The organism is Collinsella sp. BIOML-A6, assembly GCF_009875845.1.
GTDB classification, from domain to species: Bacteria; Actinomycetota; Coriobacteriia; order Coriobacteriales; family Coriobacteriaceae; genus Collinsella; species Collinsella aerofaciens_H.
This window is the reverse complement of sequence record NZ_WWSL01000002.1, coordinates 1-24733: the sequence shown is the minus strand read 5'-3', so window position 1 is coordinate 24733 and position 24733 is coordinate 1. Positions and strand designations below refer to the sequence as shown.

Annotated in this window: 25 protein-coding genes and 1 pseudogene; 12 read left to right on the top strand and 14 right to left on the bottom strand. The window is 62.3% G+C overall.

What is annotated here, in order from left to right:
• Positions 1–2: 2 nt before the first annotated feature.
• The 3 genes from GT495_RS00825 to GT495_RS00815 form a co-directional block, all read right to left on the bottom strand.
• A complete protein-coding gene (locus tag GT495_RS00825; RefSeq protein WP_161161749.1) occupies positions 3–1121 on the bottom strand; it encodes an AAA family ATPase in 1119 nt (372 codons plus the stop codon).
• A 35-nt stretch (positions 1122–1156) separates the two neighbouring features.
• Entirely contained in the window at positions 1157–3217 is a 2061-nt protein-coding gene (locus GT495_RS00820) for a translation factor GTPase family protein (RefSeq protein ID WP_161161750.1), read from the bottom strand.
• 253 nt (positions 3218–3470) lie between these two features.
• On the bottom strand, positions 3471–3959 hold the full coding sequence (locus GT495_RS00815; RefSeq protein ID WP_161161751.1) for an N-acetyltransferase: 489 nt from the start codon (positions 3957–3959) through the stop codon (positions 3471–3473).
• 149 nt (positions 3960–4108) lie between these two features.
• Between GT495_RS00815 and GT495_RS00810 the strand changes: the two genes are divergently transcribed.
• The gene (locus GT495_RS00810) at positions 4109–4333 is read left to right on the top strand and encodes a hypothetical protein (RefSeq protein WP_240128051.1); all 225 of its coding nucleotides are present in this window, start codon (positions 4109–4111) and stop codon (positions 4331–4333) included.
• A 48-nt stretch (positions 4334–4381) separates the two neighbouring features.
• On the opposite strand, the gene GT495_RS00805 is transcribed toward GT495_RS00810, so the two are convergent.
• Entirely contained in the window at positions 4382–5086 is a 705-nt protein-coding gene (locus GT495_RS00805) for a class I SAM-dependent methyltransferase (RefSeq protein ID WP_161161752.1), read from the bottom strand.
• Between the two features lie 436 nt (positions 5087–5522).
• Here GT495_RS00805 and GT495_RS00800 point away from each other — a divergent pair, with 436 nt between their 5' ends.
• The gene (locus GT495_RS00800) at positions 5523–5927 is read left to right on the top strand and encodes a hypothetical protein (RefSeq protein ID WP_161161753.1); all 405 of its coding nucleotides are present in this window, start codon (positions 5523–5525) and stop codon (positions 5925–5927) included.
• A gap of 128 nt (positions 5928–6055) precedes the next feature.
• Here the strand turns inward: GT495_RS00800 and GT495_RS00795 are convergent, their stop codons facing one another.
• Positions 6056–6871, bottom strand: a complete 816-nt coding sequence (locus tag GT495_RS00795; RefSeq protein WP_161161754.1) for a putative RNA methyltransferase — start codon at positions 6869–6871, stop codon at positions 6056–6058.
• Positions 6872–7049: 178 nt separating this feature from the next.
• Between GT495_RS00795 and GT495_RS00790 the strand changes: the two genes are divergently transcribed.
• Entirely contained in the window at positions 7050–8432 is a 1383-nt protein-coding gene (locus GT495_RS00790; RefSeq protein WP_161161755.1) for an MATE family efflux transporter, read from the top strand.
• A 213-nt stretch (positions 8433–8645) separates the two neighbouring features.
• Complete coding sequence (locus tag GT495_RS00785; RefSeq protein WP_161161756.1) at positions 8646–9371, top strand: uracil-DNA glycosylase; 726 nt, start codon at positions 8646–8648, stop codon at positions 9369–9371.
• 54 nt (positions 9372–9425) lie between these two features.
• On the opposite strand, the gene GT495_RS00780 is transcribed toward GT495_RS00785, so the two are convergent.
• From GT495_RS00780 to GT495_RS00770, 3 genes are all read right to left on the bottom strand, one after another.
• Positions 9426–10106 (bottom strand): SDR family NAD(P)-dependent oxidoreductase, encoded by a 681-nt coding sequence (locus GT495_RS00780; RefSeq protein WP_161161757.1) that lies wholly within the window; start codon positions 10104–10106, stop codon positions 9426–9428.
• Between the two features lie 9 nt (positions 10107–10115).
• The gene (locus GT495_RS00775) at positions 10116–10838 is read right to left on the bottom strand and encodes a VUT family protein (RefSeq protein WP_240128052.1); all 723 of its coding nucleotides are present in this window, start codon (positions 10836–10838) and stop codon (positions 10116–10118) included.
• A 156-nt stretch (positions 10839–10994) separates the two neighbouring features.
• Positions 10995–12608, bottom strand: a complete 1614-nt coding sequence (locus GT495_RS00770) for a peptide chain release factor 3 (protein WP_161161758.1) — start codon at positions 12606–12608, stop codon at positions 10995–10997.
• A 558-nt stretch (positions 12609–13166) separates the two neighbouring features.
• Between GT495_RS00770 and GT495_RS00765 the strand changes: the two genes are divergently transcribed.
• The 5 genes and pseudogenes from GT495_RS00765 to GT495_RS10965 all read left to right on the top strand — a co-directional run bounded on the left by GT495_RS00765 (position 13167) and on the right by GT495_RS10965 (position 16094).
• Positions 13167–13547: a GntR family transcriptional regulator gene (locus tag GT495_RS00765; protein WP_161161759.1), complete on the top strand. Its 381-nt coding sequence runs from the start codon at positions 13167–13169 to the stop codon at positions 13545–13547.
• A 23-nt stretch (positions 13548–13570) separates the two neighbouring features.
• Complete coding sequence (locus tag GT495_RS00760) at positions 13571–14452, top strand: ABC transporter ATP-binding protein (RefSeq protein WP_161161760.1); 882 nt, start codon at positions 13571–13573, stop codon at positions 14450–14452.
• Entirely contained in the window at positions 14449–15150 is a 702-nt protein-coding gene (locus GT495_RS00755) for an ABC-2 transporter permease (RefSeq protein ID WP_161161761.1), read from the top strand. Before GT495_RS00760 ends, GT495_RS00755 begins: the two co-directional genes overlap by 4 nt.
• A gap of 68 nt (positions 15151–15218) precedes the next feature.
• A pseudogene (locus GT495_RS10970) lies at positions 15219–15632 on the top strand (EamA family transporter); the annotation flags it as partial.
• The gene (locus GT495_RS10965) at positions 15627–16094 is read left to right on the top strand and encodes an EamA family transporter (RefSeq protein ID WP_255451683.1); all 468 of its coding nucleotides are present in this window, start codon (positions 15627–15629) and stop codon (positions 16092–16094) included. The pseudogene GT495_RS10970 and the gene GT495_RS10965, both read left to right, overlap by 6 nt.
• Positions 16095–16255: 161 nt before the next feature.
• On the opposite strand, the gene GT495_RS00745 is transcribed toward GT495_RS10965, so the two are convergent.
• The 3 genes from GT495_RS00745 to GT495_RS00735 all read right to left on the bottom strand — a co-directional run bounded on the left by GT495_RS00745 (position 16256) and on the right by GT495_RS00735 (position 18654).
• Positions 16256–17560 carry a chloride channel protein gene (locus GT495_RS00745; protein ID WP_161161763.1) on the bottom strand — a complete coding sequence of 435 codons (1305 nt, stop codon included), beginning with the start codon at positions 17558–17560 and terminating at the stop codon, positions 16256–16258.
• A gap of 124 nt (positions 17561–17684) precedes the next feature.
• Positions 17685–18218 (bottom strand): TIGR00730 family Rossman fold protein, encoded by a 534-nt coding sequence (locus GT495_RS00740; protein WP_161161764.1) that lies wholly within the window; start codon positions 18216–18218, stop codon positions 17685–17687.
• A 10-nt stretch (positions 18219–18228) separates the two neighbouring features.
• Positions 18229–18654, bottom strand: coding sequence for a potassium channel family protein (locus GT495_RS00735; protein WP_161161765.1), 426 nt, complete (start codon positions 18652–18654; stop codon positions 18229–18231).
• Positions 18655–19020: 366 nt separating this feature from the next.
• Here GT495_RS00735 and GT495_RS00730 point away from each other — a divergent pair, with 366 nt between their 5' ends.
• On the top strand, positions 19021–19575 hold the full coding sequence (locus GT495_RS00730; protein WP_204986865.1) for a transposase: 555 nt from the start codon (positions 19021–19023) through the stop codon (positions 19573–19575).
• A 90-nt stretch (positions 19576–19665) separates the two neighbouring features.
• Here the strand turns inward: GT495_RS00730 and GT495_RS00725 are convergent, their stop codons facing one another.
• Entirely contained in the window at positions 19666–19857 is a 192-nt protein-coding gene (locus tag GT495_RS00725) for a hypothetical protein (RefSeq protein ID WP_152077065.1), read from the bottom strand.
• Positions 19854–20558, bottom strand: a complete 705-nt coding sequence (gene istB / locus GT495_RS00720; RefSeq protein WP_304515539.1) for an IS21-like element helper ATPase IstB — start codon at positions 20556–20558, stop codon at positions 19854–19856. The genes GT495_RS00725 and istB (GT495_RS00720) overlap by 4 nt, the downstream gene beginning before the upstream one ends.
• Positions 20559–21385: 827 nt before the next feature.
• On the opposite strand from istB (GT495_RS00720), the gene istA (GT495_RS00710) reads away from it, so the two are divergent.
• Together istA (GT495_RS00710) and istB (GT495_RS00705) are read left to right on the top strand one after the other, a co-directional pair.
• Positions 21386–22618, top strand: coding sequence for an IS21 family transposase (gene istA, locus GT495_RS00710; protein WP_161161258.1), 1233 nt, complete (start codon positions 21386–21388; stop codon positions 22616–22618).
• Entirely contained in the window at positions 22618–23391 is a 774-nt protein-coding gene (gene istB, locus GT495_RS00705; protein ID WP_117821545.1) for an IS21-like element helper ATPase IstB, read from the top strand. Before istA (GT495_RS00710) ends, istB (GT495_RS00705) begins: the two co-directional genes overlap by 1 nt.
• A gap of 95 nt (positions 23392–23486) precedes the next feature.
• Here istB (GT495_RS00705) and istA (GT495_RS00700) read toward each other — a convergent pair whose 3' ends face one another.
• On the bottom strand, positions 23487–24593 hold the full coding sequence (istA, locus tag GT495_RS00700) for an IS21 family transposase (protein WP_161162659.1): 1107 nt from the start codon (positions 24591–24593) through the stop codon (positions 23487–23489).
• Positions 24594–24733: the final 140 nt, after the last annotated feature.

Below are 24733 nucleotides of genomic sequence, written 5' to 3'. Positions count from 1 at the left end.
CATCACTCATGCCATAAAACGCGGTCGCGGATGTACGCGCCCAGCATGGGCACGGTAAATCGGACGAGGCCGTATCCGGCAGCCTCGATGACGCGCTCGCGAATCAGGCTTGCGCGATATTTACTCGCCCAGCTCTGGGTACGGTCGCAGCGTTCAATGATATCCGCCATGCGCGTCGGTTTGTCCTCGTCAACCGCCATGGCCTCGATAAAGAGGCGCTGTGGACTGCGCAGCCCGTAATACAGAGGCGCGTCAACCGCTTCATAGAACTCGGAGATGGCATCCGCATGGCCATCCTCGACATCGCGCCTTTCGATGACCTGCGAGCCACGCCGGACAGCAGAGCGCCACATGTAATAGCCCACCAGCTGAACCATATAGGGATGCCCCATGCTCTTGTGTGCCGCAAGGTCCGCTGTCTCCGCGTCAACGTAAAGACCAGCGTCTTTGACCGTCTGGATATATGAATCGCGCACCTTGGGCAAAGAGATAGCCCCCAGCGTTCGCTGCTGGGCACGCCGCAAAAACGTCACACTCGGCTCTTCGAGCAGATCGTCAACCATACTGGGTAAGCCGGCGAACACCAGCGCAAGACCGCGCTGGTCGCTATCGGACAAGCCCGTGGCATCTTGATCTCCAAGCACCTGCTGATAGAGAACGGCAAGAGCCGCCAGTTCCTCGATAGACGCCGATTGTGCCTCGTCAATCGCAAACAGTATACCCTTGCCTGGACCGAGTCTCTTGAGGCGCTCGTTAACCAGCCCTCGCAACGTCTTGCCCTTTGCTCGCGCCGCCTCGACCGGCATCCGGCCAAACGACGGACCGAACTCCATTGACGTCACAACGGGTTTATTCGAGCGAAGCGCGTCGGCCAAGCGGTCGCATAAGCCAAGCGAAGCGTAATCGGAGACAACCGCCCATCCGCGCTCGCTGGCCAGACGTTGCAGCTCCCTCAGGAGAACCGTCTTGCCGCAGCCGCGGTTTCCCGTAATGAGCATGAGCCTGTCCGGCGCTCCAGCGCCGTTATCGAGCCCTTCCTCAAAATCTTCTATGACCGACTCGCGATCGATGAGTATCGGAGGCCGCTTGCCAGCCGTGGGCTTAAAGGGATTTGGATTCATGTCGGCCTCTTCGGATTGGAAAACCCTGGTAATAGTTATACCAACTTATACCGAGTTATACCAATAGTATGTGGCAAAGGAACTGTCCTTTGCCACATATGGCCGAAAAACTCGGCGTCTGCTGCTCGCCAGGGGCGGAAGGTGGCGGGATCGATCTTTACGTGCGCCGCGGCGGGTACGTCGTACCATTTGACCGTGTAACCGGCGCCGTGAGAGCAAAAGACCGAATCGGGCGTGTTGGGCAGATCGGCCTCGGGCTCATAGGCGTCCGTCTCGATTACGCGCTCGGCATCATGGCAAGCCGCATAGCCGGCGAACTCCAGGTACAAATGACCGCGACCGCTCGTGTAGGCAGCCACCTCCAGCGCGTAATCCTGCACCTCGGATGCCGGCACGCGACCCACAAGCTTCGCCCGGTCTCCCGCCATCGTCGGCGGCTCGTACTCGGCACCCATGCGCGTGGCATCCGAGAGCGCCCGGCCCACGCACTCCCCCGGCACCTCGAGCTCAAAGCGATACCACGGCTCCAGCAGCACCGCCGCGCCGGCCTCACGCGCTTGCATGAGCCCCTGGCGAATCGCGCGGTACGTGGCCTGGCGAAAATCACCGCCCTCGGTGTGCTTGGCGTGCGCACGCCCGCCCGTGAGCGTAATGCGCACATCGGTGATGGGCGAGCCCGTCAACACGCCCAGGTGATCGCGCTCCATGGCGTTGGTGAGCGCCAAACGCTGCCAGTTAAGATCGAGCTCGTCGGTCGAGGTCACGGTGCCAAACTGCACGCCCGAGCCCGCTGGCAACGGCTCCAGCCGCAAATGCACCTCGGCATAATGGCGCAGCGGCTCAAAGTGGCCCACGCCCTCGACCGACTGCGAAATAGTCTCCTTATAGAGAATGCCGCCAGGCTCAAACGCAATCGAAAGGCCAAAGCGATCTGCCAACACCCGCTGCACGACCTCGAGTTGCACGGCGCCCATCAACTGCAAGTGAATCTGCTCAAGATGCGTATTCCAGCTTACGCCGAGCATGGGATCTTCATCCGCCAGCCCAGTCAACGCTTTGAACACCGCATGGACGTCGTGTTCGCCCGGAAGCACCGTATAGGTAAGGACCGGCGCAATGACGGGTGCATCGCCCGCGGGCTCCGCGCCCAGGGCGTCCCCTGGGCGAACGTGCGCAAGACCCGTCACGGCACAAATACCGCCAGCAGCAACTTCTTGCGCAAGCTCATACTTCTCGCCGTTATAGATGCGTACCTGATCGACCTTCTGCTCCCATGCCTCGGCACCGGAACGTCCGTCAATCATCTGCTTGGCATGCAGCGTTCCGCCGGTCACTTTAACCCAAGCCAAGCGCTCGCCGCGATCCCCGCGGCTGACACGATAGACGCGCGCGGCAAACTCCGGGAGCCATGCCTGTTCGCGCATCAGCGCGCATATGCCATCCAGCAGCTCGTCCACGCCTTGGTCCTTGAGCGCCGAGCCAGCAAAACAAGGAAAGAGCTTGCGCTCGGCAACCATGCGCGACAGCGTCGCGACAGAAAGCTCACCCGCCTCTAGAAACTCCTCGAGCGCCGCCTCGTCCAACGCAGCAGCGTCCTCCTGAACGGCACCGCCCGCCAACAGCTCGTTGGCATCCAGGCAGCCCTCGGAAAGACGCTGCCCCAGCTGTGCCAGCAAAACATCGCGGCCGGGATGCTCCAAATCGATTTTGTTGATATAGATGAACGTCGGGATGTCATAGCGCGCAAGCAGGCGCCACAGAGTTTCGGTGTGCCCCTGTACGCCGTCGTTGGCGCCCACCACCAGAATCGCGTAGTCCAGGGCGCGCAGCGTGCGCTCCGCCTCGGCAGAAAAATCGACATGACCCGGTGCGTCCACGAGCATGACGCGGGTATCGCCGTGGTCGAGCACGGCCTGCGACGAGAAGATCGTAATGCCGCGCTCGCGCTCGATCGCGTTCGTGTCCAGATGCGAATCGCCATCGTCAACGCGGCCGCGCTTGCGAATGCGGCCCGCGTTAAACAGCATGGCCTCGGCCAGCGTGGTCTTGCCGGCATCGACATGCGCCAAGATTCCAACGACCGCTTGCTTCGACATGGCTCTCCTCTTATTGCAAGCCCATCGCACGCGGCAACGGGCACCCTCGTTCCACACTGGATGATACAATGTACGGGCCGGCGGGCGAAGCGGGCCCTATCCCCCGACCGAGCTCATCGCCCCGCGTTGCCGCGCGGCGATTTTCGTAGGTTCGCGCCTTGCGAAAGCCGGCTTGCAAATCAGCACAGCGAACGAAAATGACCCCACCTGGGCCAGTTTCGTTCGCATGAATTATTGATATGAGACGTCGCTCTTACGCCTCGCGCAGCCAATCAAACGCAACACGCGGCGTGCCGTCCGACACATGCACGATGCCGGCGCGCTCAAATCCGGCCTTGAGGATCGCACCCTGCATGGGCAGGTTATCCTGATGCGTGTCGATACGCAGATGGTCGATGCGTTCCTTGGCAAAGGCAAACATCGCAGCCGCGATACCATGCGCGGTACCGTCGGATGCCACACGGTGCAACACGGCGTACGGAGTGTCGCTACGCCATTGACCGTCCTCAATGACGTCATAGCACTCGTCCGGCCCCGGCAAAAAGGCAAATGTCGCCACCACGCGGCCGTCGACTTCGCACACATAGCTGCCACCGGCGGCGATATCGGCAGCCAGCTGCTCGGCAGAAGGCGTGCCCTCGGGCCACTGTGTGGCGTTGCCATGCGCGCGCATAAAGGCGCGGGCCGCATCATAGATAGCCATGACAGCGGGAATGTCGGTATCGAGGGTTTTTCTGATCATCACGCGGCGGCCTCACGTTTATTGGTATCACTTTGATTGAGCAATGATACCAGCGTTTGGAGAGGGGCGAGAAGCAGATGGGGAGCAAAAAGCGAGCCGCGTGGTCAAAAGCCAAAAGCGAGTTTTTGGGCGCTGCCACAGGCGGCGATATGAGAGACTTGTTTGCGCGCGAGGACGAGCGCCGCGACGTCCTGGAAGCCGAGCGCGATGAAGCCTGGCGCTACAAGTCGTGCGAGCGCAAAAACCGTTACGACACGCGCGCCGAGGCCGAAGCAGTTATGGCCGACTGCGAAAACCGCGGGCGGCGTGGTTTGGCCTGCTACAAATGCGAATACTGCGGCGGATGGCATCTGACGTCGCACCCTTGGAAATAGAACCCGCATCGGCACGGCGTTGACGGGACGCCAGCCATCGTGCGCAAGCTACGGGTGCGGCGGCACCAAAACATCGTAACGAACGGCCTTGCCCGCAAGCTGATAGCTCGGCTTAACGCCGGCAAGCAGCGGCCCCTTCACCGGCCGCTTGATAACGACCTTGCGCGGCCGCACCGCAAGCGCGGCTTCGACCAGCGACTCCTCATCGGCACACGGCTGTTCCAGATGGTGCAAGAGTTGGAACTTCTTTTTCACCGCCGCGCTCTTGGTGCGCTCGGGAAACATGGGGTCCAGATACACCACGTCGGGAGCCGCGAGCTCGCCCTGCCCGATCAGCTCAGCTGTATGGCGAAGACCGGCAATGCTGTCCTCGCCCGCATGTAAGCGCATGCGCGCCACAGCTGTCGCAAGCGCCGGATCACCTGCCGCGCGATCCAAAGCATCCTTGAGGAGCGCCGCGATCACGCAATCCTGCTCATACAGATCGACGGTAAAGCCTGCGGCTGCCAACAGCAACGAATCCTCGCCAAAGCCTGCCGTGGCATCAATCACCCATGGGCGCTCGATGCCTTTTGCGCGCGCAGCCTTTACCAACAGCTCTTGCTGCAGACGGCCCTGCTTGAGCCGTGGAAGCATACGGGCAAAATCGGCACGCAGCTCCATCGTGCCGTCGGTGAGCGTGAGGCCCTCGGACTTCCCAGTCAGCTCAAGCCCCGCAGCCCGAGCAACAGAAAAGGGATCGACGACGCCCATGGGTACTCCTTAACAAACAAAACGAATACGTGAGCGCCGTTTATGCCAGCACCCAACCGTCCGCTATTGTCCCACATGCGACATGGCCCACAGCATCCCAATGCAAAGCACCGCCATCAATCCCGTGCACACGGCAGCAATCACGGAATCACTCATGCGCCTTCCCAACGATCGCGGCTCACGCACTTGCTTGGCTCCGTACATCATGGCTCCTCCTTGAGACCAGCTCCTTGTTACGGCCCTATCATCTCAGCGCCGCACATGAGCTGCCATCGATTTGGCTTACAGCTGGCTTTCTTTTTTGAAAGATTGCCCTGCACAGGCGAGAAGCGCTTTCCAACACACACGCCGTCACATTGAACTACAATGTGTTTCACGATATGTGCAGCATACGGGACGCGCCAGCCTGGCAGCGCCCGCATCGAAAGGACTACCCATGAGCTTCGTGCGCAAGACACTCAAAATCCTTGCCCTCATCTACTTAATTCGGGGCATCTCCGACCTCGTCATCGCCGGCGTCGGCATTGCCACGAACAACCTCGATTATTCCACATTCGGCCCAAACGCCATGCTCGCCGCGGTCGTGATTATCGCCAAGGGCCTCGTCGACCTTGCCGCGGGCGTTGCGGGCATCAAGGGTGCCAACAAGCCTTCGCAAGTAGACGGCGCGTTTAAGCTCGGTATTGTTGCCGCAGCCGCCACGCTCGCCCAGGCCGTGCTTACCCTTCCTGCGCTGGGCGGCAGCGCCCTCAATATTGGGGCCTTTGTCATCGTGGTCTACGACCTGTTCTTTGTTCAGCAGGCACACGCCGTTAAGGCCGAGAACAAGGACCGCCTGTAAGCGCCCACTTCTCATAACCTCTGCTATCAAGCAGCTAAAAAGGGCCGATCGCGTAGCAACGCGGTCGGCCCTTTACGTTTGCCCAGATAAAACCTACCATAATAAACCTGTCCCTTTTTGGCAGGTTGTTAGCAGTGACGGTACTCGGCGATGATAAAGTCGATGTCGGTCTGAAGGGTGTCCAAATGTGCCAGACGCTCTTTGTCGGCAGGGCGCGTGCGGTAGTAGTACGGCGTCATCTGGAACACCGCCTCAATGTCGGCCTGGGTCTGAAGCGTAATATTCGCAGACACCCGCTGCGTTCCGACCAACTCGAGCTCGGTGGTCTTCGGCAGCTTCTCATCGTTAAGGTACGGCGTGTCGTAGAGTACCTCCTTGAGCCCAAACAGATGACGGGCGCCTGGCACCACGGTATAGAGCGATCCCTTCGGCGCCAATACGCGGGCAAACTCGCGCTCGTTAAAGGGAGCGAAGAGCTCGGTCACCATATCGAAGGCGCCATCGGCCACGGGGATGTCCTTCATGTTGGCCACAAAATAGGTCGCGCCGCCACGCTTGGCGGCCAGGCGCACCATCTCCTTGCCCAAGTCGAACCCGTTGGCATCCACGCCCGGCACCGCGCCCATGGCGCTCGTGTAGTAGCCCTCGCCACAGCAAATATCGAGCAACGTCATGGGGCCGTTCGCAGACGCAGCGCGCCCAGCCGCCCGCTCGCGCACGAGCTCGACCATCGCATCGCGCAACGGCGCATAGTAACCGCGGTTCAGAAAGTCACGACGGCTGCGCGCCTGCGACTTGGGATCTCCCATCGAGTCGCCGCTCTTGGACGAGCGCAGTAGATACAGATAGCCCTCGCGCGCGCGGTCAAACCGGTGTCCGCCCGCGCATACAGCACCGCGTTCGTCGTCCACCAACGGCTCATGGCAAACGGGACACAACAACATGGCAACTCCTTAGCGCGAACAACACAACGCCGACCATTGTCGCACGCCTTCCCCACCTAGTCATTGGGGACGTTCTTGAATGACTAGTCGTTTAAGAACGTCCCCAATGACTAGGCGATTAGGAGTATCATCGTCTGCGCAAATGAGCACGAAAGAGCATGTTAGAGATTGAGAGCGTATGGCTGACACCGCATCTAAGCACATTGACATGACCACCGGCTCGCTGTGGCGCAATATTCCCCTGTTCGCCTTCCCCGTGGCCGCCACGAGCATCTTGGAGCAGCTGTCGAACCTCATCGCCACGGTCATCATCGGTAACTTCTCGGGCGACCAGGGAACCCTCGCCATGGCGGCGGTCGGCTCCAATGTTCCGCTTACCAGTCTTATGCTCAACCTGTTTATTGGCATGTCACTTGGCTCCAACGTGGTCATCGCCAACGCTATCGGGCGCAACGATCAGAACATGGTCAAACGCGCCGTCCATACCTCGATTTTAATGGCGCTCGTGGGCTTTGTCGTCATCGCACTGGGCGAGATCTTTGCCGAGCCCATGCTCGCCGCGCTCAACGTTCCCGCCGAAACCATGCCGCTCGCTTCGCTCTACCTGCGTGTCTTTTTGCTCAGCATGCCCTCGATCTTGCTCTACAACTTTGAGGCCGCGATCTTCCGCTCCGTCGGCATCACCCGCATGCCGCTGCAGGCGCTTGCCGTGTCCACCGTCCTCAACATTGGCCTGGACCTCATCTTTGTCCCCGTACTCCACTGGGGCGTCGCGGGCGTCGCCGTCGCCACCGCCATCGCCTACACCGTCAGCGCCGCTACGCTCTTCATCCGTCTGCTCAAGACCAACTCCGTCGTCCGTGTCACCCCGCGCGACTTAGGCTTAGACCCCGTCGCCCTCAAGCGCATCGTCAAGATCGGCCTGCCCGCCGGTATCCAAAGCGCCGTCTTTGCCGTCGCCAACATCATCATCCAGTCCGCCATCAACAGCCTGGGCACCGAAGTCATGGCGGCATCGAGCGCCGCCATGAGCCTGGAGTACGTGTGCTACAACCTGCTCAACAGCTTTAGCCAGGCCTGCACCACCTTTGTGGGACAAAACCACGGTGCCCGCCAGATCGACCGGTGCACCAAGACGCTCAAGGTCTGCCTGACCGAAGGCGGTATCGTTGCACTCACCACGATTGTCGTTATTGTCGGCCTGGGGCGCGAGATCTTGTCGCTGTTCAACAGCGATCCCAACATCGTCTCAATCGGTTATATCCGCGTGTGCTCGATCTTCCCTGCCTACGCCTTTAGCATGTTCTACGAAAACATGTCCGGCTACCTGCGCGGCTTTGGTATCTCGCTCATGCCCGCCCTCATCACCATGATCTGCGTCTGCGGCATTCGCTTCTATTGGGTGTTCTGCGTGTTCCCGCACTTCCGCACCTTTGCGAACATCATGATGGTCTATCCCATCAGCCTGGGCACCACGGCATTCTTTATGGTCGTGGCGGTGCTACTCTGCCACCCGGCACGCACCTATCGCACCGCCCAAACCAAAGCGACAGCCCGCTAAACACTGCACTCAACGCCCCGCCAGTCATTAATGGACAATATGCGAGCTCATATGGTCGATAAAGCGCCTTGTGGCGATAGACATGGTCTCCCAGCTGCGCCAGGCCACCACCACGTCGCGCGAGGGGGCATGCACGATGGGACGTACGCGAATATCGGCCGACGAAAGTCTTTACAATAGATGCCAACAGAGCATCTGACGTAAAGGAGCCCCATGGACGCCGCAACCCGCGACCGCAACATAGCAACTTGGTTGGGCGATGCACCGCAGCCGGTACGTGACACTACGAACCAGCTGCTCGGGCGCATCGCCCTTTTGCGTGCCGAGCAGACCATCTACCCGGCACAAGACGACATCCTCAATGCCCTCGCCTACACGCCGGCCGACCAGGTCAAAGTTGTCATCTTGGGTCAAGATCCCTATCACGGACCCAACCAGGCCATGGGGCTGTCGTTCTCGGTCCCCGCGACGCAAACCAAGTTGCCGCCGAGCCTGCGCAACATCTACAAGGAACTCAATGCCGATCTGGACTGCCCTATTCCCGTCACAGGAGATCTAACCCCATGGGCACAACAGGGCGTCCTGCTTCTCAACACTACGCTCACCGTGCGCGAGCATGCCGCGAACTCGCACGCCAAACTGGGCTGGGGCACGCTCACCGACTACGTTATCGAACGCTGCTGCCAGCTGCCCCAACCGGTCGTCTTTTTGGCATGGGGCCGCTTTGCCCAGCAGATGGTCGAGAGCAAGCTCGCCGCGACCGGCGCAGGCAAGGCGACCGGCAAGTTCTGCCTGGCTTCCACGCACCCCTCGCCGCTTTCGGCCAACCGTGCCACGGCAGAACTCCCCGCCTTTATGGGGTCGCGCCCCTTCTCCGCTGCCAATCGGCTACTCGAACAGCACGGCTCGACCCCTGTCAACTGGACTTGCCTCGGCTAAAAATCGATACATCAAAAACGCGCCCGACGGCAATCTTGCCATCGGGCGCATTTTCTATTCGGGCCAGATAAACTGGGTGCGGCCGGCCTCGCCGCCATCGATCAACAGACTCTGCCCGGTCATGAACCGGTTGGTCACGCCCACAAAGTAGATCCATTCGGCGATCTCTTGGGCAGTGGCCCAGCGTTTAAGCGGCGTGAGCTCCATAATCTGGTTCCACAGGTGCTCGTCTTCCATCACGCAACGGTTGAGCGGCGTGATAACGCCGCCCGGGTCCACACTGTTGGCGATGGCCTGCGGCGCCAAGCGGTTTGCAAGGTTCTTGGTGTAAGCGATAATGCCGCCCTTGCTGGCGGCATAGGCGGGAAACTCCGATCCCGTATGCCCGCTCGCCGACCCCACATTGACCACGGATTTGATATCCGGCGCCGGCTTGGCGGCAAACCCCTCCCCCACAAAGGCGTAGCGCTCGGTCACGTTGATGGTGCCACACAGGTTGGCGGCGATGTCGTCGGCCGAATCCTGCGTACCGGCAACGTTTACAATTACCTGGGGCTCAAGGTCAACTGGAAACGAGTCCGGCTCGCGGACATCGACGATCAGATGGCGGTAGCGCTCATGTTCGATCGCCGCCGGCAGCAGGTCAAAGCCCACGACCTCGTGGCCCTCGTCCAAAAAGCGCCGCACGCATGCGGCTCCGATACCGCCCGAAGCACCCGTGATCAAAACCCGCATACTTGCTCCTTAGGCGGTTGCGTGGCGCTCAAGGTATTCGGAGCCCACATTCTCGCGCTCCCAGCTGCGCACGACCTTGTAGCCCACGGGGCTCAGGAAGACCTCGCACAGCAGCTCGGCAATAGCGCCGGTCAGCGAGCACATAAGGACCTGTACCCACGTCCAACCAAAGAACGTGTGGCTCACCACGATGGCAAAGACCAAGTTGTCGATAAACTGGCCAACGCCCGTGGAGACATAGGAGCGGAAGGCAAAGCTCGCAAAATTATTCTTTTTGACCATACGGCCGAGCGACTGATTGAGCGTGGAGTTAACCACGGCAGAAACGAGCATGGCAAGCGACGAGCCAAGCACCACGTACCAGGTGCCACCGATGGTGGCGTTAAGGGCAGTGTTGACCTCGATCATGCCGGTGTCGTAGTAGGCGCCCCACATGCCGGGCGTGAGCGAGCATGCCCAGAAGCACAGGCTCACGGCCAGGTTGACCAGCAACGCGAGGATAGAGATTTTGATGGATGCCCTGGCGCCAAAGCGCTTGCAGATCATGTCCTGGCACAAAAACGAAACCCAGCTCACCACAAAGCCACAGTCGAGCGCCAGATACGGCAGGCTGATCAGCTCTTTGTTGGCCAGCAGGTTCATCATGATGACGCTCACGAAAAACAGCGAAACCGTTGCCGCGGGAATGCTCCGCAACAGGACCTTGTAGTCCTCCATGACCTTTTTGATCATTATGTACTCCTTTGGTTTTAGGTTTAACGAGCAGGATATCGGACCCGAACTGCTCGGACGCCCCGGTCTTGAGACGACGGTGGGTATGATAGCCGCTCACACGGCATCAGGCAAGCAAACGGCGCGGCGGCACCGCAGGGCCACCGCGCCGATGCGTTAAAAGGCTACGTTGCCAAACTCCGACAGGATAAGGTCGGGGTTGTGGTCGGTAGCCCAGTCCACGTTCCACGGGCTCGTGAACAGCAGCAGCTTGCCGCCGCGCATGTCCTCGACGCGCAGCGTGTCGCGCGTGAGCGAAAGAGCCGGGATATCGATGGTATCGGGGTCGTTCTGGATCCAGCGGATGTCCGTATAGGGCAGCGGCTGGCGACGAACCTCAACACGGTACTCGGCCTTAAGGCGGCGCTCGAGCACCTCAAACTGCAGCACGCCGACCACGCCCACAATGACGCTCTCCATGCCGGCACCCAGCTCGCGGAAGATCTGGATGGCACCCTCCTGGGCAAGCTCCTCCATGCCCTTGACGAACTGCTTGCGCTTGAGCGTATCGACCTGCGTAATGCGAGCGAACATCTCGGGGGCAAACGTCGGGATCTGCGGATACTGCACGTGGCGCTTGCCGGAGCACACGGTGTCGCCGATGCTAAAGATACCCGGATCGAACAGGCCCACGATATCGCCCGCGTACGCCTCGTCCACGATGGCGCGGTCGTCAGCCATCATCGACGTGCCCGTGGCAAGCTTAAGCTTGCGGTTGCCCTGCACGTGGAAAGCGTCCATGCCGCGCTCGAACTTGCCCGAGCAAATGCGCACAAAGGCGATGCGGTCACGGTGATTCTTGTCCATGTTGGCCTGGATCTTAAACACAAAGCCGCTAAAGTCGTCGCGGCAGGGATCGACCGGCTCGCCGGTGAGCGTATCGGTATAGGCGCGCGGCGTCGGGGCCAGGCGCAGGAACTCCTTGAGAAAGGGCTCCACGCCAAAGTTGGTGAGCGCCGAGCCAAAGAACGCCGGGCTCAGCTTGCCGCAGGCCACGGCATCCAAGTCGAGCTCGTCGCCGGCACCATCGAGCAGCTCGATGTCGTCCATCAGGTTCTTATGGTTCTCCTCGCCGATGAGCTCGTCCATGGAAGGATCGCCCAGCTCGGCCTCGACCTCGGCGACCTTCTTGGTGGCGTTGGCGTGGCCGTCGCCCTCAAAGGCAATGACGCGACGGGTCTGACGGTCGAACACGCCGCGGAAGTTGCGGCCGCTGCCGATCGGCCAGTTCATGGGATACGTATTGATACCCAGGACATTCTCGATCTCTTCCATGAGCTCAAACGGATCGCGAGCATCGTGGTCGAGCTTGTTCACAAAGGTGAAGATGGGAATGTGGCGCAGTGTGCAGACCTTAAAAAGCTTTTTGGTCTGGGCCTCGACGCCCTTGGCGCCGTCGATGACCATGACCGCGGCGTCGGCGGCCATAAGGGTACGGTAGGTATCCTCCGAGAAGTCCTGGTGGCCGGGGGTATCGAGGATGTTGACGCAGGCGCCGTTGTAGGTGAACTGCAGCACCGAGGAGGTGACGGAGATACCGCGCTCCTTCTCGATGTCCATCCAGTCCGAGACGGCATGCTTGGCCGAGCTCTTGCCCTTGACCGAACCAGCGGTCTGAATGCTGCCGGTATAGAGCAGCAGCTTCTCGGTCAGTGTGGTCTTACCGGCGTCCGGGTGGCTGATGATCGCGAATGTGCGGCGCGACGAGATTTCATCCGACAGGCTTGCCATGCGGATCCTTTCTTGCATTGAGTGCATTACGTCGATGTAACCGCACTATTGTAGCCGCGAAACCTCGCCATAGGGCGCCTATCAGGACAAATTCATCAGTTGGGGCTCGGATGGTGGAATGTCAGCGGTGTTCCGCGACGGTTTGTCTCAATCTGTAACACCTAGAAGAGTTTTTGACCTCCAGATGTTACAGATCGAGATGAACTCACAGGGCGGGCAGCCAATATCTTGATCTGTAACAGTTAGCCAGCAAAAACGGGCTTAGATGTTACAGATCGAGACAAATGAATGGACCCGTCGACAAAATCTCAATCTGTAACAGATAAACGGGTTTTTGACCTCCAGATGTTACAGATTGAGATGAACGCACAGGGCGGGCAGCCAATATCTTGATCTGTAACAGTTAGCCGCCAAAAACGGGTCTTAGTGTTACAGATTGAGATGAATGAGTAGAGGGACGGACAGCCCCGTAATTTCCTCTTGCACAACTGTGCATAGTATGTATATACTGTGCTTACCGGTTATATACACGTGTAGCCCATCAGCTAAGGAGCCGCTGTGGACATTATCCTATCCAATTCGAGCGACAAGCCCATCTACGAGCAGATAACCTCGCAGGTCAAAGCTCAGATCCTTTCGGGCACACTTGCTGCGGGAGCCAAACTCCCCAGCATCCGTGCACTCGCGAGCGATCTTGGCGTGAGTGTCATCACCACCAAGCGCGCCTACGCCGACCTGGAGCAACTTCGTTTTATCTGCACTGTGCAGGGCAAGGGCTGTTTTGTCGCCGAGGGCAACCAAGAACTCTTGCGCGAAAATCAGCTCTGCCATATCGAAGAGCTGCTCGCACAGGCAGCAACGCAAGCCGAAGCCGTGGGCGTCACGCGCGATAAACTGCACGAAATGCTCGACCTGGTAGCCCCCGAAACCATGCAGTAACCATCTGCAAGAAAGGCTATGCCATGCAAAACTTGCTAGAACTCAAAAGCATCTCACGCCGCGTGAGCGACCGCTTTTCGCTACGTGGCGTCACGTTGGCCGTGGAGCCCGGCCAAATTGTTGGCTTTGTGGGCGCAAACGGCGCCGGCAAGACGACGACCATTCGCGCCACGCTTGGGCTTATAAAGCTCGATGCCGGCGAGGTGCACCTGTTTGGGCAGCGCTGTGGCACCGATGCGCCCGATGAGTCGCAACGCCACCTGCGCTCTCGCATCGGCCTCGTGCTGGACACATGCCCCTTCCCCTCCACGCTCAAGGTCGGCCAGATCGAGGCGCTCGTAGGCCCGGCGTACCCCACGTGGGACCGCGAAACGTTCGCCGGATTCATCAACCGATTTGGCCTCGATCCCAAGACAAAGGTCAAGGACCTCTCCCGCGGCATGGGTATGAAGCTGCAGCTCGCCTGCGCGCTCAGCCACCATGCCAAGCTGCTCGTTTTGGACGAAGCCACCGCGGGCCTCGACCCCATGGCACGCGAGGAACTGCTCGATGAGCTGCTCGCCTTTGTCGCCGACGGCCAGCGCAGCGTGCTGCTCTCGAGCCACATTACGTCCGACCTCGATCGCGCTGCCGACCGCGTCATCTGCATCGATAACGGCTCGATTGTGTTTGACCTGCCACGCGAGGACATTACCGACCGCGCCGTCATCGCCCACTGCACCCAGGCACAGGCCGCCGAGCTCATGGCTTGCGTCGAAGGCACCCGCGCCGCCCGCCACGCCTACAGCGTGGACGTGCTCGTGCCCAACCACCGCGAAGTGCTCGAGGCCTTCCCCGAGATTCCCTGCGATCGGGCAACCATTGATGACTATCTTCGCTTCATGCTGAAAGGGGCTTTGAAATGAAACGCGCCATTATGTCCGAGCTTGCCATCGTTCGCACGCTCGTCCCGAGCATCGCAGGTGTCGGCCTGTTCATCTTCGTCGTGCTGACCGCCGTCAGGGCATCGAATGGTGATTCCGACATGAGCGCCGCCGGCGCCTTCGCGATCAGTGCCATGTCGCCTATCATGGCCATGACGTCGCTGGCCGGGCTCGACAACCAAAACGGATGGGAGCGCTATCGGGCAACGCTGCCCATCTCACGCAAAGACATCGTCAGCGCACGCTACCTGTGCATCACTATTTTCTCGGTCATCATGGCGTGCGCGGCCGTGCTGTTGAGTATCGTCGCCATCCCGATCTTAAACAGCGTGGGTATCCCCTCCACGGGAGAGACCGTCTTTGAGACCGCAATCGCCTCGGCAATATCGATGCTTTTCTCCCTCATGGCGGTGTTTTTGGTACTGCCTCTGTTCTTTCGATTTGAACACATGAAGGCGCAACGCCTATCCGTTGGTCTGTACGCCCTATACATGTGCCTTATCATGGTCACGCTAAACTCATTCAACCCCATTAGCAACCAGCTCATGTCGATTGCAGGGACGAATCCCGATCTTGCCGTCCTCGGTTGCTTGGGTGGTGCCGTCGCGCTGGCAACGGTCGTCCTTGGCGTTGTCAGCTGCGCCATCAGCACCAAGGTCTACCGGGCACGCAACCTATAGGCAAGCGCGGTATCATCGGACATGCGCCATAGATCTGGCGTGGTCTTTTTTGAGGAGGCACCGCACCCGTGTCGTGGGTCGTCGCAGCATTTGCGTCAGCATTCTTTGCCGGCATCACATCCATCTTGGCCAAATGCGGTATCAAGCAGACCGATTCCGATGTCGCGACGGCCACTCGCACCTGCGTGGTGCTCGTTTTCGCCTGGGCAATGGCGGGTATTTCTGGATCCATTGGAACCATTGGCAGCATCGAACCCAGATCCTGGCTCTTTCTCATCCTCTCGGGACTCGCTACCGGCGCTTCGTGGATCTGTTACTTTAAGGCGTTGAGCATCGGAGACGTCAATAAGGTCATACCAGTCGACAAGATGAGCACCGTGCTCGCCGCGCTGATCGCCATCGCGCTTTTTGGCGAGACGAGCAACCTTGCGGTTAAGCTCGGGGGAACCGCCGTCATTACCCTCGGCACGATTTTAATGATCGAGAAGAAGCAGTCCACCGGACCCGAGCAGCAGCAAGACCGGACCTGGCTCGCTTACGCCCTCGGCGCCGCCGTGTTCGCGGCGCTCACGTCCATCCTCGCCAAGGTTGGCATCGAAGGCGTCGAGTCCAACCTGGCCACGGCAATCCGTACCTGTGTGGTACTGGTTATGGCATGGGCAATCGTGGCAGCTAAAGGCAAGATGGGCCAAGCCGTGCACGTAGACCGCTACGAACTCGTATTTCTCACGGCATCGGGCATCGCGACCGGAGCATCGTGGCTGCTCTATTACTATGCCATCGCCGCAGGCCAGGTGAGCGTCGTGGTGCAGATCGACAAACTATCGATTGTCGTATCGGTACTATTTGCGCGCCTGGCATTCAACGAAAAAGTCTCGCGACGCGGCGCCGTCGGTCTCGCCCTCATCGTACTGGGCACCGCCGCGCTCGCGGTTTGGAAGTAGCGCCGATGCCGAGCGAGATCTAGGCGCTGGCCGTGGCTTGTTGCGCCGTTTCACCTCCGTCATCTGGCATATTCTCTTCATGACTGTTGGAACAGCAGCCCAGCAGACGCTACGTTCTCACGCCGGGCCTGGGATGCCTGTATTGGCCGCGCACCACCACGCTACTTGTGCAGTGGCTTGGGCAGCGGAATGCCAGCGGCGATGGCGGCGGAGATGATCATGCAGACGATGCCCTTAAGCGGGAAACACATGAGCAGCAGGCCCACGACCATGACGGGTTGACGCATGACGGCGCCCATCGTCGAAGCGGTGCAAACGGCGACGCAAAAGACCGGATCGGCGCCGGTGAGGATGGCAAGGCCGTAGCCCAGGCTCACACCCGAGAAGATAACCGGGAAGAAGTGGCCGCCACGCCAGCCAAGGTTGATGAGGGCAGGCGTCAACATGGCCTTAACAAGACCGGTCGCGATAAGCACGCCAGCGGGAATGGTCAGGTAGGTTTCCATGAGCACATCGGCTTGTGTCTCGCCGGCAAACATGGTGTAGGGCAGGACCGTGCCGCAGATCGCGAGCGCCAAACCAGCCAGCATCGCCTTGACGACAGGACGCTCCCCTATTGCATGGGCAAGCGCTTCGCTCGCGTGCTCAGAGACAAAGTATAGCCAGCCGCAGACTGTTCCGATCAACGACAGGGGAATGAGCCAGGTAAGCTCCAGGTTGCCCACCACGGCAGCCTCGAACCTCGGCATGCCCATGCCGCCGCCCATGAGCTGTCCGAGCAGCAGGTAGGTGCCCAGGCCGCCGGCAATCGCGATGCCGTAAACCACGGTCTTTTGCGCCTTGGGCAGCCTGATGGTTATCTCACCGGATTCGGAATCATCGCCATCGCCGGCACCCTGGCCGTCAGCGCTTCCGGCAAGCGGCGCCACAAAGCCAAACACGGGCGCGGTAAAGAGCGCCGTCAGGGCGGCCTGGGTACCCAACAGCGTGAGCTCCCTAAACTCGGCTCCAAAACGGCGCATGCGGTCGCCGACCCAGCTGCACAGCCCCGCAATGACGCCGGTCAGGCCGGCCTCCGGTCCAATACTGCCGCCAAACAGCAGCGGCAGCAGCGCGGCAAGCGACAGCTTGCCCAGGTTGTCGTACGGGTAGCGTCCATCGCGCTTTACCTTGGCCATCACTTGGTTAAGGTCATCGGTCTTGGTGCCTGTCATCTTTTCGTACAGGCCAATCAGCGGGCCGCCCAGCAGGCAGACAAAAAACGGGTACGGCAGAAAACCGAACGGACCGCTGGCAAGCTCGGGCGAAGCGACGCCCAACGCGTTCGGAACCTCGGTCCATAGATAGTCGATACCGTGCTCCATCGCAAAAAAGAACAGCCAGACCGCGGCACCCGCAAACGCACCGGTCACGGCAACGCTGGCCAAAAACAGCGCGCGGTTTGTGGGCTTGGCAAGGTTATCCATCGAGTCCTCCCGCGGTCAAAGTCGACATAGATACGTTTGTTGTAGAGCGAGCGTTGCCCGAACGAGACAACCATCTGCGCCGCAAACGGCACCATTGGGAGTCGTAGTGGGGCAGGCTCAAGACTTATCTGCTGATAATCGAAGCAATCTCGCGCAAATCGTCGGCAAAGTAAATGCCGTGCTGGCGCTGCGGGCTCGATAAGCCCTTATCGATCATGTGCCCGAGCAGCGCCTTGAGGTCGTTGTAGTAACCGCCCAGGTTATACAGGATGCACGGAGCACTCAGGTGCCCCAACGACACCGCGGACATGACCTCGGCAATCTCCTCGAGCGTGCCCGTACCGCCCGGAAAGGCAATGAATGCGTCGCCGAGCTCGATCATCTTGGCCTTGCGCTCGGCCATGTCGCTCGTCACGATGAGATCGTCGATACCGTCATGTTGAAACTCGGCCTCGATAAAAAAGCTCGGCTCAACACCCGTCACGTGTCCACCTGCCTCGAGCACGCTATCGGCGAGCGCGCCCATCAGCCCCGACTTGGACCCGCCGTATACCAGCGCGTGGCCGTTGGCTCCAATCCAGTCGCCCAGCTCCTGCACCGCGGGCAGAAACGCCGGGTCGTTGCCGACGTTCGCGCCCAGGTATACCGTGATATTCATTTAGCCCCCTCTAGCGCTGGCGTCGGCGATATTCGCGCACGCGGCGTGACAGATCGGCGAGTTCATCGCGATCGAGATCTTCCAAATGATCAAGATCGTCCATAAAGCGTGCCATGGTGTCCTTTTGGCACATCTTGATAAGCATATTGCAGTAGTTCACCGCCACGCCCGTGAGCATAGCGATATAGAAAATGCTGATAACGCTCAAGACGACGGTAATAGCGCGGGCAACCGGCGTTGCGGCCGGGATGTCACCAAAGCCGATCGTCGAGACCGTCTCGAAGCTAAACCAGAGGCCATCACCAAACGTGAGGGTCGTAGGTTCGGACAGCCAGACAGCCGTCGAACACAGCAGGTAGAAGATAAGAAACAGACTCGTGATGCGCGCAAAGCCAGCCTGGCGCAATACGTCCGCAAGCGTCCTCAACTTGTTCATCGCGACCCCTTTTCCCAGACACCCCATCACGTTCGCTCGGTATTGTCCCACGCCTCCCCAGCAAACGGAACCAGTCATTGGGGACGTTCTTAAATGACTAGTCGTTTAAGAACGTCCATTACAGTCGAAATTGTCAGCCCGGGCTCGTCTCGGGCTACGATTGAGGCGCGCCCAGAACGGGCCGCCGACCGGGCGCCCGCGCACGGCCGAACGTCCCTGCCCCCGAGAGGGCCCGTTGGGTGCTGCCGGCGCGGGACGCGCCGCCCCCGACGGCTGATAGGAAAGTGCCGGGCAGGCGCCGCGGCTGGTAATGTGAGTGCCGAGGGGGAGGCCATCCGGTCGAACGACTACCGGAAGGATACCACCGTGAAAGCGCCATCGACCAGGCCCGCGGCCGTGCTCGGCCTAGACGTCGGCAAGTCCTCCCACTGGGCCTGCCTGATCGACCGCGACGGGGAGGTGCTGTCCAGCGCCCCCGTCCGCAACAGGGAGGCCGAGCTCGACGCGCTGTTCGCCTCCGCGCCCGCCGGCACGCTCGTCGTGGTCGACCAGTTCCGCAACATAGGGTCCCTCGCCGTGAGGCGCGCCCGCGCCGCGGGGCTCGGGGTCGCCTACCTGCCCGGCCTCGCCGCCAGCCGCGCCACCGGGCTGTTCGCCGGCGAGGCCAAGACCGACGAGCGCGACGCCGCGGTGATCGCGCGGACCGCCCTGGGCGTGCCGGACTCCCTGTCGGGGGTCCCGGGCCGCGGCGAGGCCCTCGAGGCCGCGCGCGCCCTCTCGTCGCAGCGCGACCACGTCGTCGCCTGCGCGACCAGGGACAAGAACCGCCTGCGCGCCGTGCTGCTCGAGTCCTGCCCGGCCCTCGAGGCCGCCGTCGACCTGTCGGACCGCCGGTGGCTGGAGCTGTGTTCCGTCAAGTAAAAATCGACAAATACGTCTGTCGAATTTCGACACCCTCATGCTGACCGCCTCCGGGCGGGCCGGCGCCGTCGCGGCCGGCCCGCCCGCTGCCTAGAACGGTATCTCCCAGTCCTCCGGGGGCACCTCCTCCATCCCGCCCCGCTCGCCCGTCATCAGCGGGTGGTCCGGCGTCAGCCCGCAGCCCGGGCACTGGAAGAGCCCGCAGAGCGTCTGCGCGTCCCAGGCGCCGGCGTCGCGGTCCTTCATCCTGTTCACCGGGCAGTCCTCCGCGGCGTACCTCATTCGGCCTCACCCTTCCCGAGCATCAGCGCGTTTTCCATCCTGTAGCTGGCGCCGTTGAACTCCACCAGCCTGCCCGTGTAGACGAGCCTGTCCACGACGGCCGCGGCCATCTTGTCGTCGCCGAACACCGTGCCCCACCTGCTGAACTCTATGTTGGTGGTGACTATGAGGCTCTGGGTGCCCTCGGGGGCCGACATGACCTGGAACAGCAGCCTCGCCCCCTCGACGTCGAGCGGCACGTAGCCGAGCTCGTCGAGTACCAGCAGGTCCGCCGACAGCAGGTCGTCGAGCTCCCTGCGCAGCCTGCCGCGGTCGCGCGCGTCGGCCAGGTGCATCACGAGCTGCGCGACGGTGAAGAACCTCACGGACTTGCCGGCCCTGACGGCGGCGGCGCCGACCGCGATGGCGAGGTGGGTCTTGCCCCTGCCCGTCTTCCCGTGGAAGACGAAGTCCTGGCACGCGTCGATGAAGGCGAGCGACCTGAGGTCGGCCTCCCCGTAGCCGCCGGGGAACGAGACCTGGGAGAAGTCGTAGCCGTCGAGCGACTTGGCCGCGGGGAACCTCGCCCTGCGCATCCTCCTCTCCAGCTGGTTGGCGGCCCTGACCTCCATCTGCCTGGCCAGCAGGCCCTCGACCGCCCTCATCTCGGGGAGCGTCGCCTCCTCGCAGAACTCGTCGACGACGCTGTTCGAGAACAGCATCGAGCGCGCCTTGCCCCTCAGCGAGGACTCGAGCAGGCGCCTGTCGGGGCATGCGGCCCTGGCCATCTACGCCACCCCCATGAAGCCGTCGTAGACGCCGAGGTCCACGGGCTCGTCGTAGGTGACGGTCCCCGTGGCGGCGCGCGCCGCGCTGACGGCGACCGACGCCTCGTCGATGCGGCCGGTCGCCTCGTAGGCGAGGCGCACCGCCTGCAGCGTGGCCTCCCATCCGGAGGTGGCCGCCTGGTCGCGCATCACCCTCAGCTCGGCCTTCAGGCCCGCCCTGTCCAGTGAGTCCATATGCTCCCTGAGCTCGTCGGGGAGCGCCTCCCTCACCCTGCTGTTCTCCCAGCCGCCGGCGTTCCACGCCAGCAGGGCGAGCTGCGAGGCGGGGTCGGACGTGTCGGTCGGGGCGCTGCCGTAGGCCCTGGGGTGCTCGCAGACGAGCTCGCCGCTGTCGGGGTCGTAGACGCTCACGGTCGTCGCCCGCAGGCCGACCGTGAGCCTGCGGCGCGAGAGCGACGGGTGCGTGGAGTAGAGGTGGCGGCCCCTCTCGCCGACCGAGACCTTGCCCTTCTTGTCGGCGGTGCGAGAGACGTAGGTGACGCAGTCGAGGGGCTTGGCCGGCAGCCCGAGCATCGCCAGCCTGTCGGCCTCGAAGAGATCGAGCTCGCGCTNTGTTAGCGCTAATCTAAAATTGACCACTTTCGCAAACGCATCTCGCCGAATGCGCTAATGCGCTTTCGCCGACCCCGCTAACGTACTTTCACCAACTGCGCTAACGGAACTATGCTCCGATCGGGTATCCGACCCGGGAGGAGCGGGATATGGAGCGAAACGTAATGGGAGAGCTGAACGTCTACAGGGGGTCCGGCGCGAAGCCGAACTTCAGTGAGATCGCGAGGAGGCACGGCATGGACCGGCACACGGTCGCCAAGTACTGGCGGGAGGGCGAGTCCGCCGCCGACGGGAGGTCCGCGAGGGGCAGCGCCTTCGACCCGCTCGAGGAGGTGATCCGCTCGAAGGCCCAGCTGCCCGGGATGACCAAGATGGCCGTCTACGCGTTCCTGCGCGAGGGCCGCGGGGAGGGGCTGCCCGGGTACGGCGCCTTCACCGCGTGGTGCCGAGCGCACGACGTGCCCTTCGGGGGCGCGGGCGGCCGCGAGCCGCACCCGCGGTTCGAGACGCCCCCGGGCAGGCAGCTGCAGTTCGACTGGAAGGAGGGCATGAGGCTCGTCGACTCGGAGGGCGAGGTCTTCGAGTTCAGCGTGTTCACCGCGACGCTCGGCTACTCCCGGAAGCACCGCTTCATACCGGTCAGGAGCCGCACGCTCGACGACCTGCTGTCCTGCCTGCTCGCCACCTTCACCCGCCTCGGCGGCGTCCCGGAGGAGTGCATCACGGACAACATGTCGTGCCTGGTGACCGTCTCGGGCCGCAGGAGGACCAGGCAGGAGAGGGCGTGGCGGTTCGCGCGGGAGGCCGGCTTCGAGCTCAGGCTCTGCGCGCCGCGCTCGCCGCAGACCAAAGGCAAGGACGAGTCGGCCAACCGCTTCCTGAACCGCCTGCTCGCCTACGGCGGCGAGTTCACCGGGTGGAGCGGCCTCGCCGAGGCGGTGGCCCGGGTCGAGGCCCAGGCCAACTCGGAGCCGAACCGCACCACCGGCCTGCCGCCCGACGCGCTGTTCATGCGGGAGAAGGAGAGCCTGCGGCCCATCGGGAACCTCCGGCTCCTCGAGTCGATGGTGGGCGACGTGAGCGTCCAGACCGTCCCGCCGACCATGCTCGTCAGGGCCGTCGGCAGGGAGTGGTCCGTGCCCAGGCGCTGCATCGGCCGGCGCGTGAGCGTCGTGGCGATGCCCGGCGGCCAGGTCGTGGTGAGGATGGCCGGCGAGGAGGTCGCCGTCCACGACGCCGCGTCCGGGCCGTCGAGGCCCATCAACTACGACCCCGACCACTACGGGCAGGCCCTCGAGGGGAAGCGGGGCCTGGCCGACGCGGACATCGCCGAGGCCGCGCGCGCCAACCTCGCGCTGCTCGACTCGCTCGGAGGGGCGTGATGGGCGCCGTCGCGGAGGGCAGCCCCTCGATCAGGGCGCAGGCGAACCTCTCCGCGCTCGGGCTGCACGAGATGGCGGCGTCCCTGCCCGACTACGTGAGGATGGTCGCCGCGGGCGAGCGGGGCTTCGCCTCCGCCCTCGAGGAGATGACGCGCGTCGAGGTCGCCGCCCGGGAGGTCAGGATCACCAACCAGCGCATACGGTCGTCGGGGTTCCCCTACGTCAAGGGGCTGGCGGACTTCGACTGGGACTTCCAGCCGTCGGTCCCGCGCGCCGAGATCGAGGAGCTCGCGACCCTGAGATTCGTCGAGCGGGCCGAGAACGTCCTGCTCGTGGGGAGCCCCGGCGTGGGCAAGACGCACCTCGCCGTCGCGCTGGGCATCGAGGCCGTCAGGGCGGGGCGCGAGGTCAGGTTCGTGGACTGCGCCCGGCTCGTCGAGGACCTGGAGGACGCCTCGTCGCGCGGCATCCTCAAGAAGAGGCTCAAGTACTACGCCCACTCGAGGCTGCTGATCATCGACGAGCTCGGCTACCTCGACGTCGGCAGCGCGGGCGCGGACCTGCTGTTCCAGCTGATATCGACGCGCTACGAGCAGCGCTCGACGATCATCACCACCAACGTGGGGATCAGCGGCTGGGGCAGGGTGTTCGGGGACGACGTGGCGGCGAGCGCGATCGCGGACAGGGTGTGCCACCACTGCCACCTGGTCAAGATAACCGGCAGGTCCTACAGGCTGAAGGACCTGCCGAGGGACGGGCCCGTCAAGCCGTGACCGGAATCGGTGAAAATACGTTAGCGCAACCGGTGAAACCGCCTTTGCGCGAACGGTGCGCCTGTTTAGCGAAACTGGTGAAAAATAGATTGACGCTAACANGCCCTGGGGTGCTCGCAGACGAGCTCGCCGCTGTCGGGGTCGTAGACGCTCACGGTCGTCGCCCGCAGGCCGACCGTGAGCCTGCGGCGCGAGAGCGACGGGTGCGTGGAGTAGAGGTGGCGGCCCCTCTCGCCGACCGAGACCTTGCCCTTCTTGTCGGCGGTGCGAGAGACGTAGGTGACGCAGTCGAGGGGCTTGGCCGGCAGCCCGAGCATCGCCAGCCTGTCGGCCTCGAAGAGATCGAGCTCGCGCTCGCCCTTTATCCAGTGGGGCTTGTCGGACATGGCGAGGCTGCGCTCGAGCAGCCTGCGGTTGAAGGCGCCGGCGTCCCACAGCTGGGGGACGGGGACGAAGAGGTTGCGGCGCACGCAGCCCACCTTGTTCTCGACGCTGCCCTTCTCGTTGCCCGAGCGGGGGTTGCAGAACCTGAAGCGGAAGCCGTAGTGGGCGCTGCAGGCGGCGAACAGCTCGGTCGTCCGGACCCCGCCGCCGACGCGGCGGCCGACGCCGGTCGCGTTGTCGAAGACGATCTTGGTCGGCACGCCGCCGACGTGCTCGAAGACGTTGCGCAGGGCCTGGCAGACGCACTCCGACGTCTCGCCCGGGAAGACCTGGGCCAGCCCGACGTTGGAGTACGGGAACGTCATCACGAAGAAGCTCAGCGTGGTCCGCATCCCCCTCACGTAGAAGTCGGCCTCGCCGAAGTCGGCCTGCGCCTCGCCGGGGCCCCAGACGAGGTCGAGGTACTGGGCGTCGGCCGCCTCCGCCGAGCGGCGGGCCCTAATCTCCCTGACGCACCGCTCCACGGTGCTGACGGAGACGTCGGCGCCGCACTCGGAGACGAGCCTGTCGTGGACGCGCTTCGCGGTATGGCGCTGCTTGCGTCCGCTGCGCATGTCGTCGTCGAGCCAGGACTCGATCAGGGGCCTGTACGGGTCGAGCTTTGAGCCCTGCGCCCGCCTCGCGGGCGGCTCGGGGCTGAAGTCGTCCATGTCGCGGTACTTGTAGACGGTGTCCCGGCTCACGCCGGTCTTGCGCGCGATCTCGGCGACGCTGTCCCCCTGCCGCCACAGCAGGCGTATAGAATTCTTATCGGTCATGCTGATCATTTCCTCTCCGGGCCTCCTTTGGTAGATACGAAGCACCACCAAGATAGCCCTGCGATCTGGTCAGCATGCCCCTTGCGGGAAGTGTCGACTTTATGCTGCCGTTTTTGTCGATTTAGATGTTACGGAATACA

Coding starts and splice junctions, on each gene's coding strand:
- GT495_RS00825 (WP_161161749.1), bottom strand. CDS start 1,121: ATGAATCCAAATCCCTTTAAGCCCACGGCTGGCAAGCGGCCTCCGATA.
- GT495_RS00820 (WP_161161750.1), bottom strand. CDS start 3,217: ATGTCGAAGCAAGCGGTCGTTGGAATCTTGGCGCATGTCGATGCCGGC.
- GT495_RS00815 (WP_161161751.1), bottom strand. CDS start 3,959: ATGATCAGAAAAACCCTCGATACCGACATTCCCGCTGTCATGGCTATC.
- GT495_RS00810 (WP_240128051.1), top strand. CDS start 4,109: ATGAGAGACTTGTTTGCGCGCGAGGACGAGCGCCGCGACGTCCTGGAA.
- GT495_RS00805 (WP_161161752.1), bottom strand. CDS start 5,086: ATGGGCGTCGTCGATCCCTTTTCTGTTGCTCGGGCTGCGGGGCTTGAG.
- GT495_RS00800 (WP_161161753.1), top strand. CDS start 5,523: ATGAGCTTCGTGCGCAAGACACTCAAAATCCTTGCCCTCATCTACTTA.
- GT495_RS00795 (WP_161161754.1), bottom strand. CDS start 6,871: ATGTTGTTGTGTCCCGTTTGCCATGAGCCGTTGGTGGACGACGAACGC.
- GT495_RS00790 (WP_161161755.1), top strand. CDS start 7,050: ATGGCTGACACCGCATCTAAGCACATTGACATGACCACCGGCTCGCTG.
- GT495_RS00785 (WP_161161756.1), top strand. CDS start 8,646: ATGGACGCCGCAACCCGCGACCGCAACATAGCAACTTGGTTGGGCGAT.
- GT495_RS00780 (WP_161161757.1), bottom strand. CDS start 10,106: ATGCGGGTTTTGATCACGGGTGCTTCGGGCGGTATCGGAGCCGCATGC.
- GT495_RS00775 (WP_240128052.1), bottom strand. CDS start 10,838: ATGATCAAAAAGGTCATGGAGGACTACAAGGTCCTGTTGCGGAGCATT.
- GT495_RS00770 (WP_161161758.1), bottom strand. CDS start 12,608: ATGGCAAGCCTGTCGGATGAAATCTCGTCGCGCCGCACATTCGCGATC.
- GT495_RS00760 (WP_161161760.1), top strand. CDS start 13,571: ATGCAAAACTTGCTAGAACTCAAAAGCATCTCACGCCGCGTGAGCGAC.
- GT495_RS00755 (WP_161161761.1), top strand. CDS start 14,449: ATGAAACGCGCCATTATGTCCGAGCTTGCCATCGTTCGCACGCTCGTC.
- GT495_RS10965 (WP_255451683.1), top strand. CDS start 15,627: ATGATCGAGAAGAAGCAGTCCACCGGACCCGAGCAGCAGCAAGACCGG.
- GT495_RS00745 (WP_161161763.1), bottom strand. CDS start 17,560: ATGGATAACCTTGCCAAGCCCACAAACCGCGCGCTGTTTTTGGCCAGC.
- GT495_RS00740 (WP_161161764.1), bottom strand. CDS start 18,218: ATGAATATCACGGTATACCTGGGCGCGAACGTCGGCAACGACCCGGCG.
- GT495_RS00735 (WP_161161765.1), bottom strand. CDS start 18,654: ATGAACAAGTTGAGGACGCTTGCGGACGTATTGCGCCAGGCTGGCTTT.
- GT495_RS00725 (WP_152077065.1), bottom strand. CDS start 19,857: ATGAGGTACGCCGCGGAGGACTGCCCGGTGAACAGGATGAAGGACCGC.
- istB (WP_304515539.1), bottom strand. CDS start 20,558: ATGCTGTTCTCGAACAGCGTCGTCGACGAGTTCTGCGAGGAGGCGACG.
- istA (WP_161161258.1), top strand. CDS start 21,386: ATGGAGCGAAACGTAATGGGAGAGCTGAACGTCTACAGGGGGTCCGGC.
- istB (WP_117821545.1), top strand. CDS start 22,618: ATGGGCGCCGTCGCGGAGGGCAGCCCCTCGATCAGGGCGCAGGCGAAC.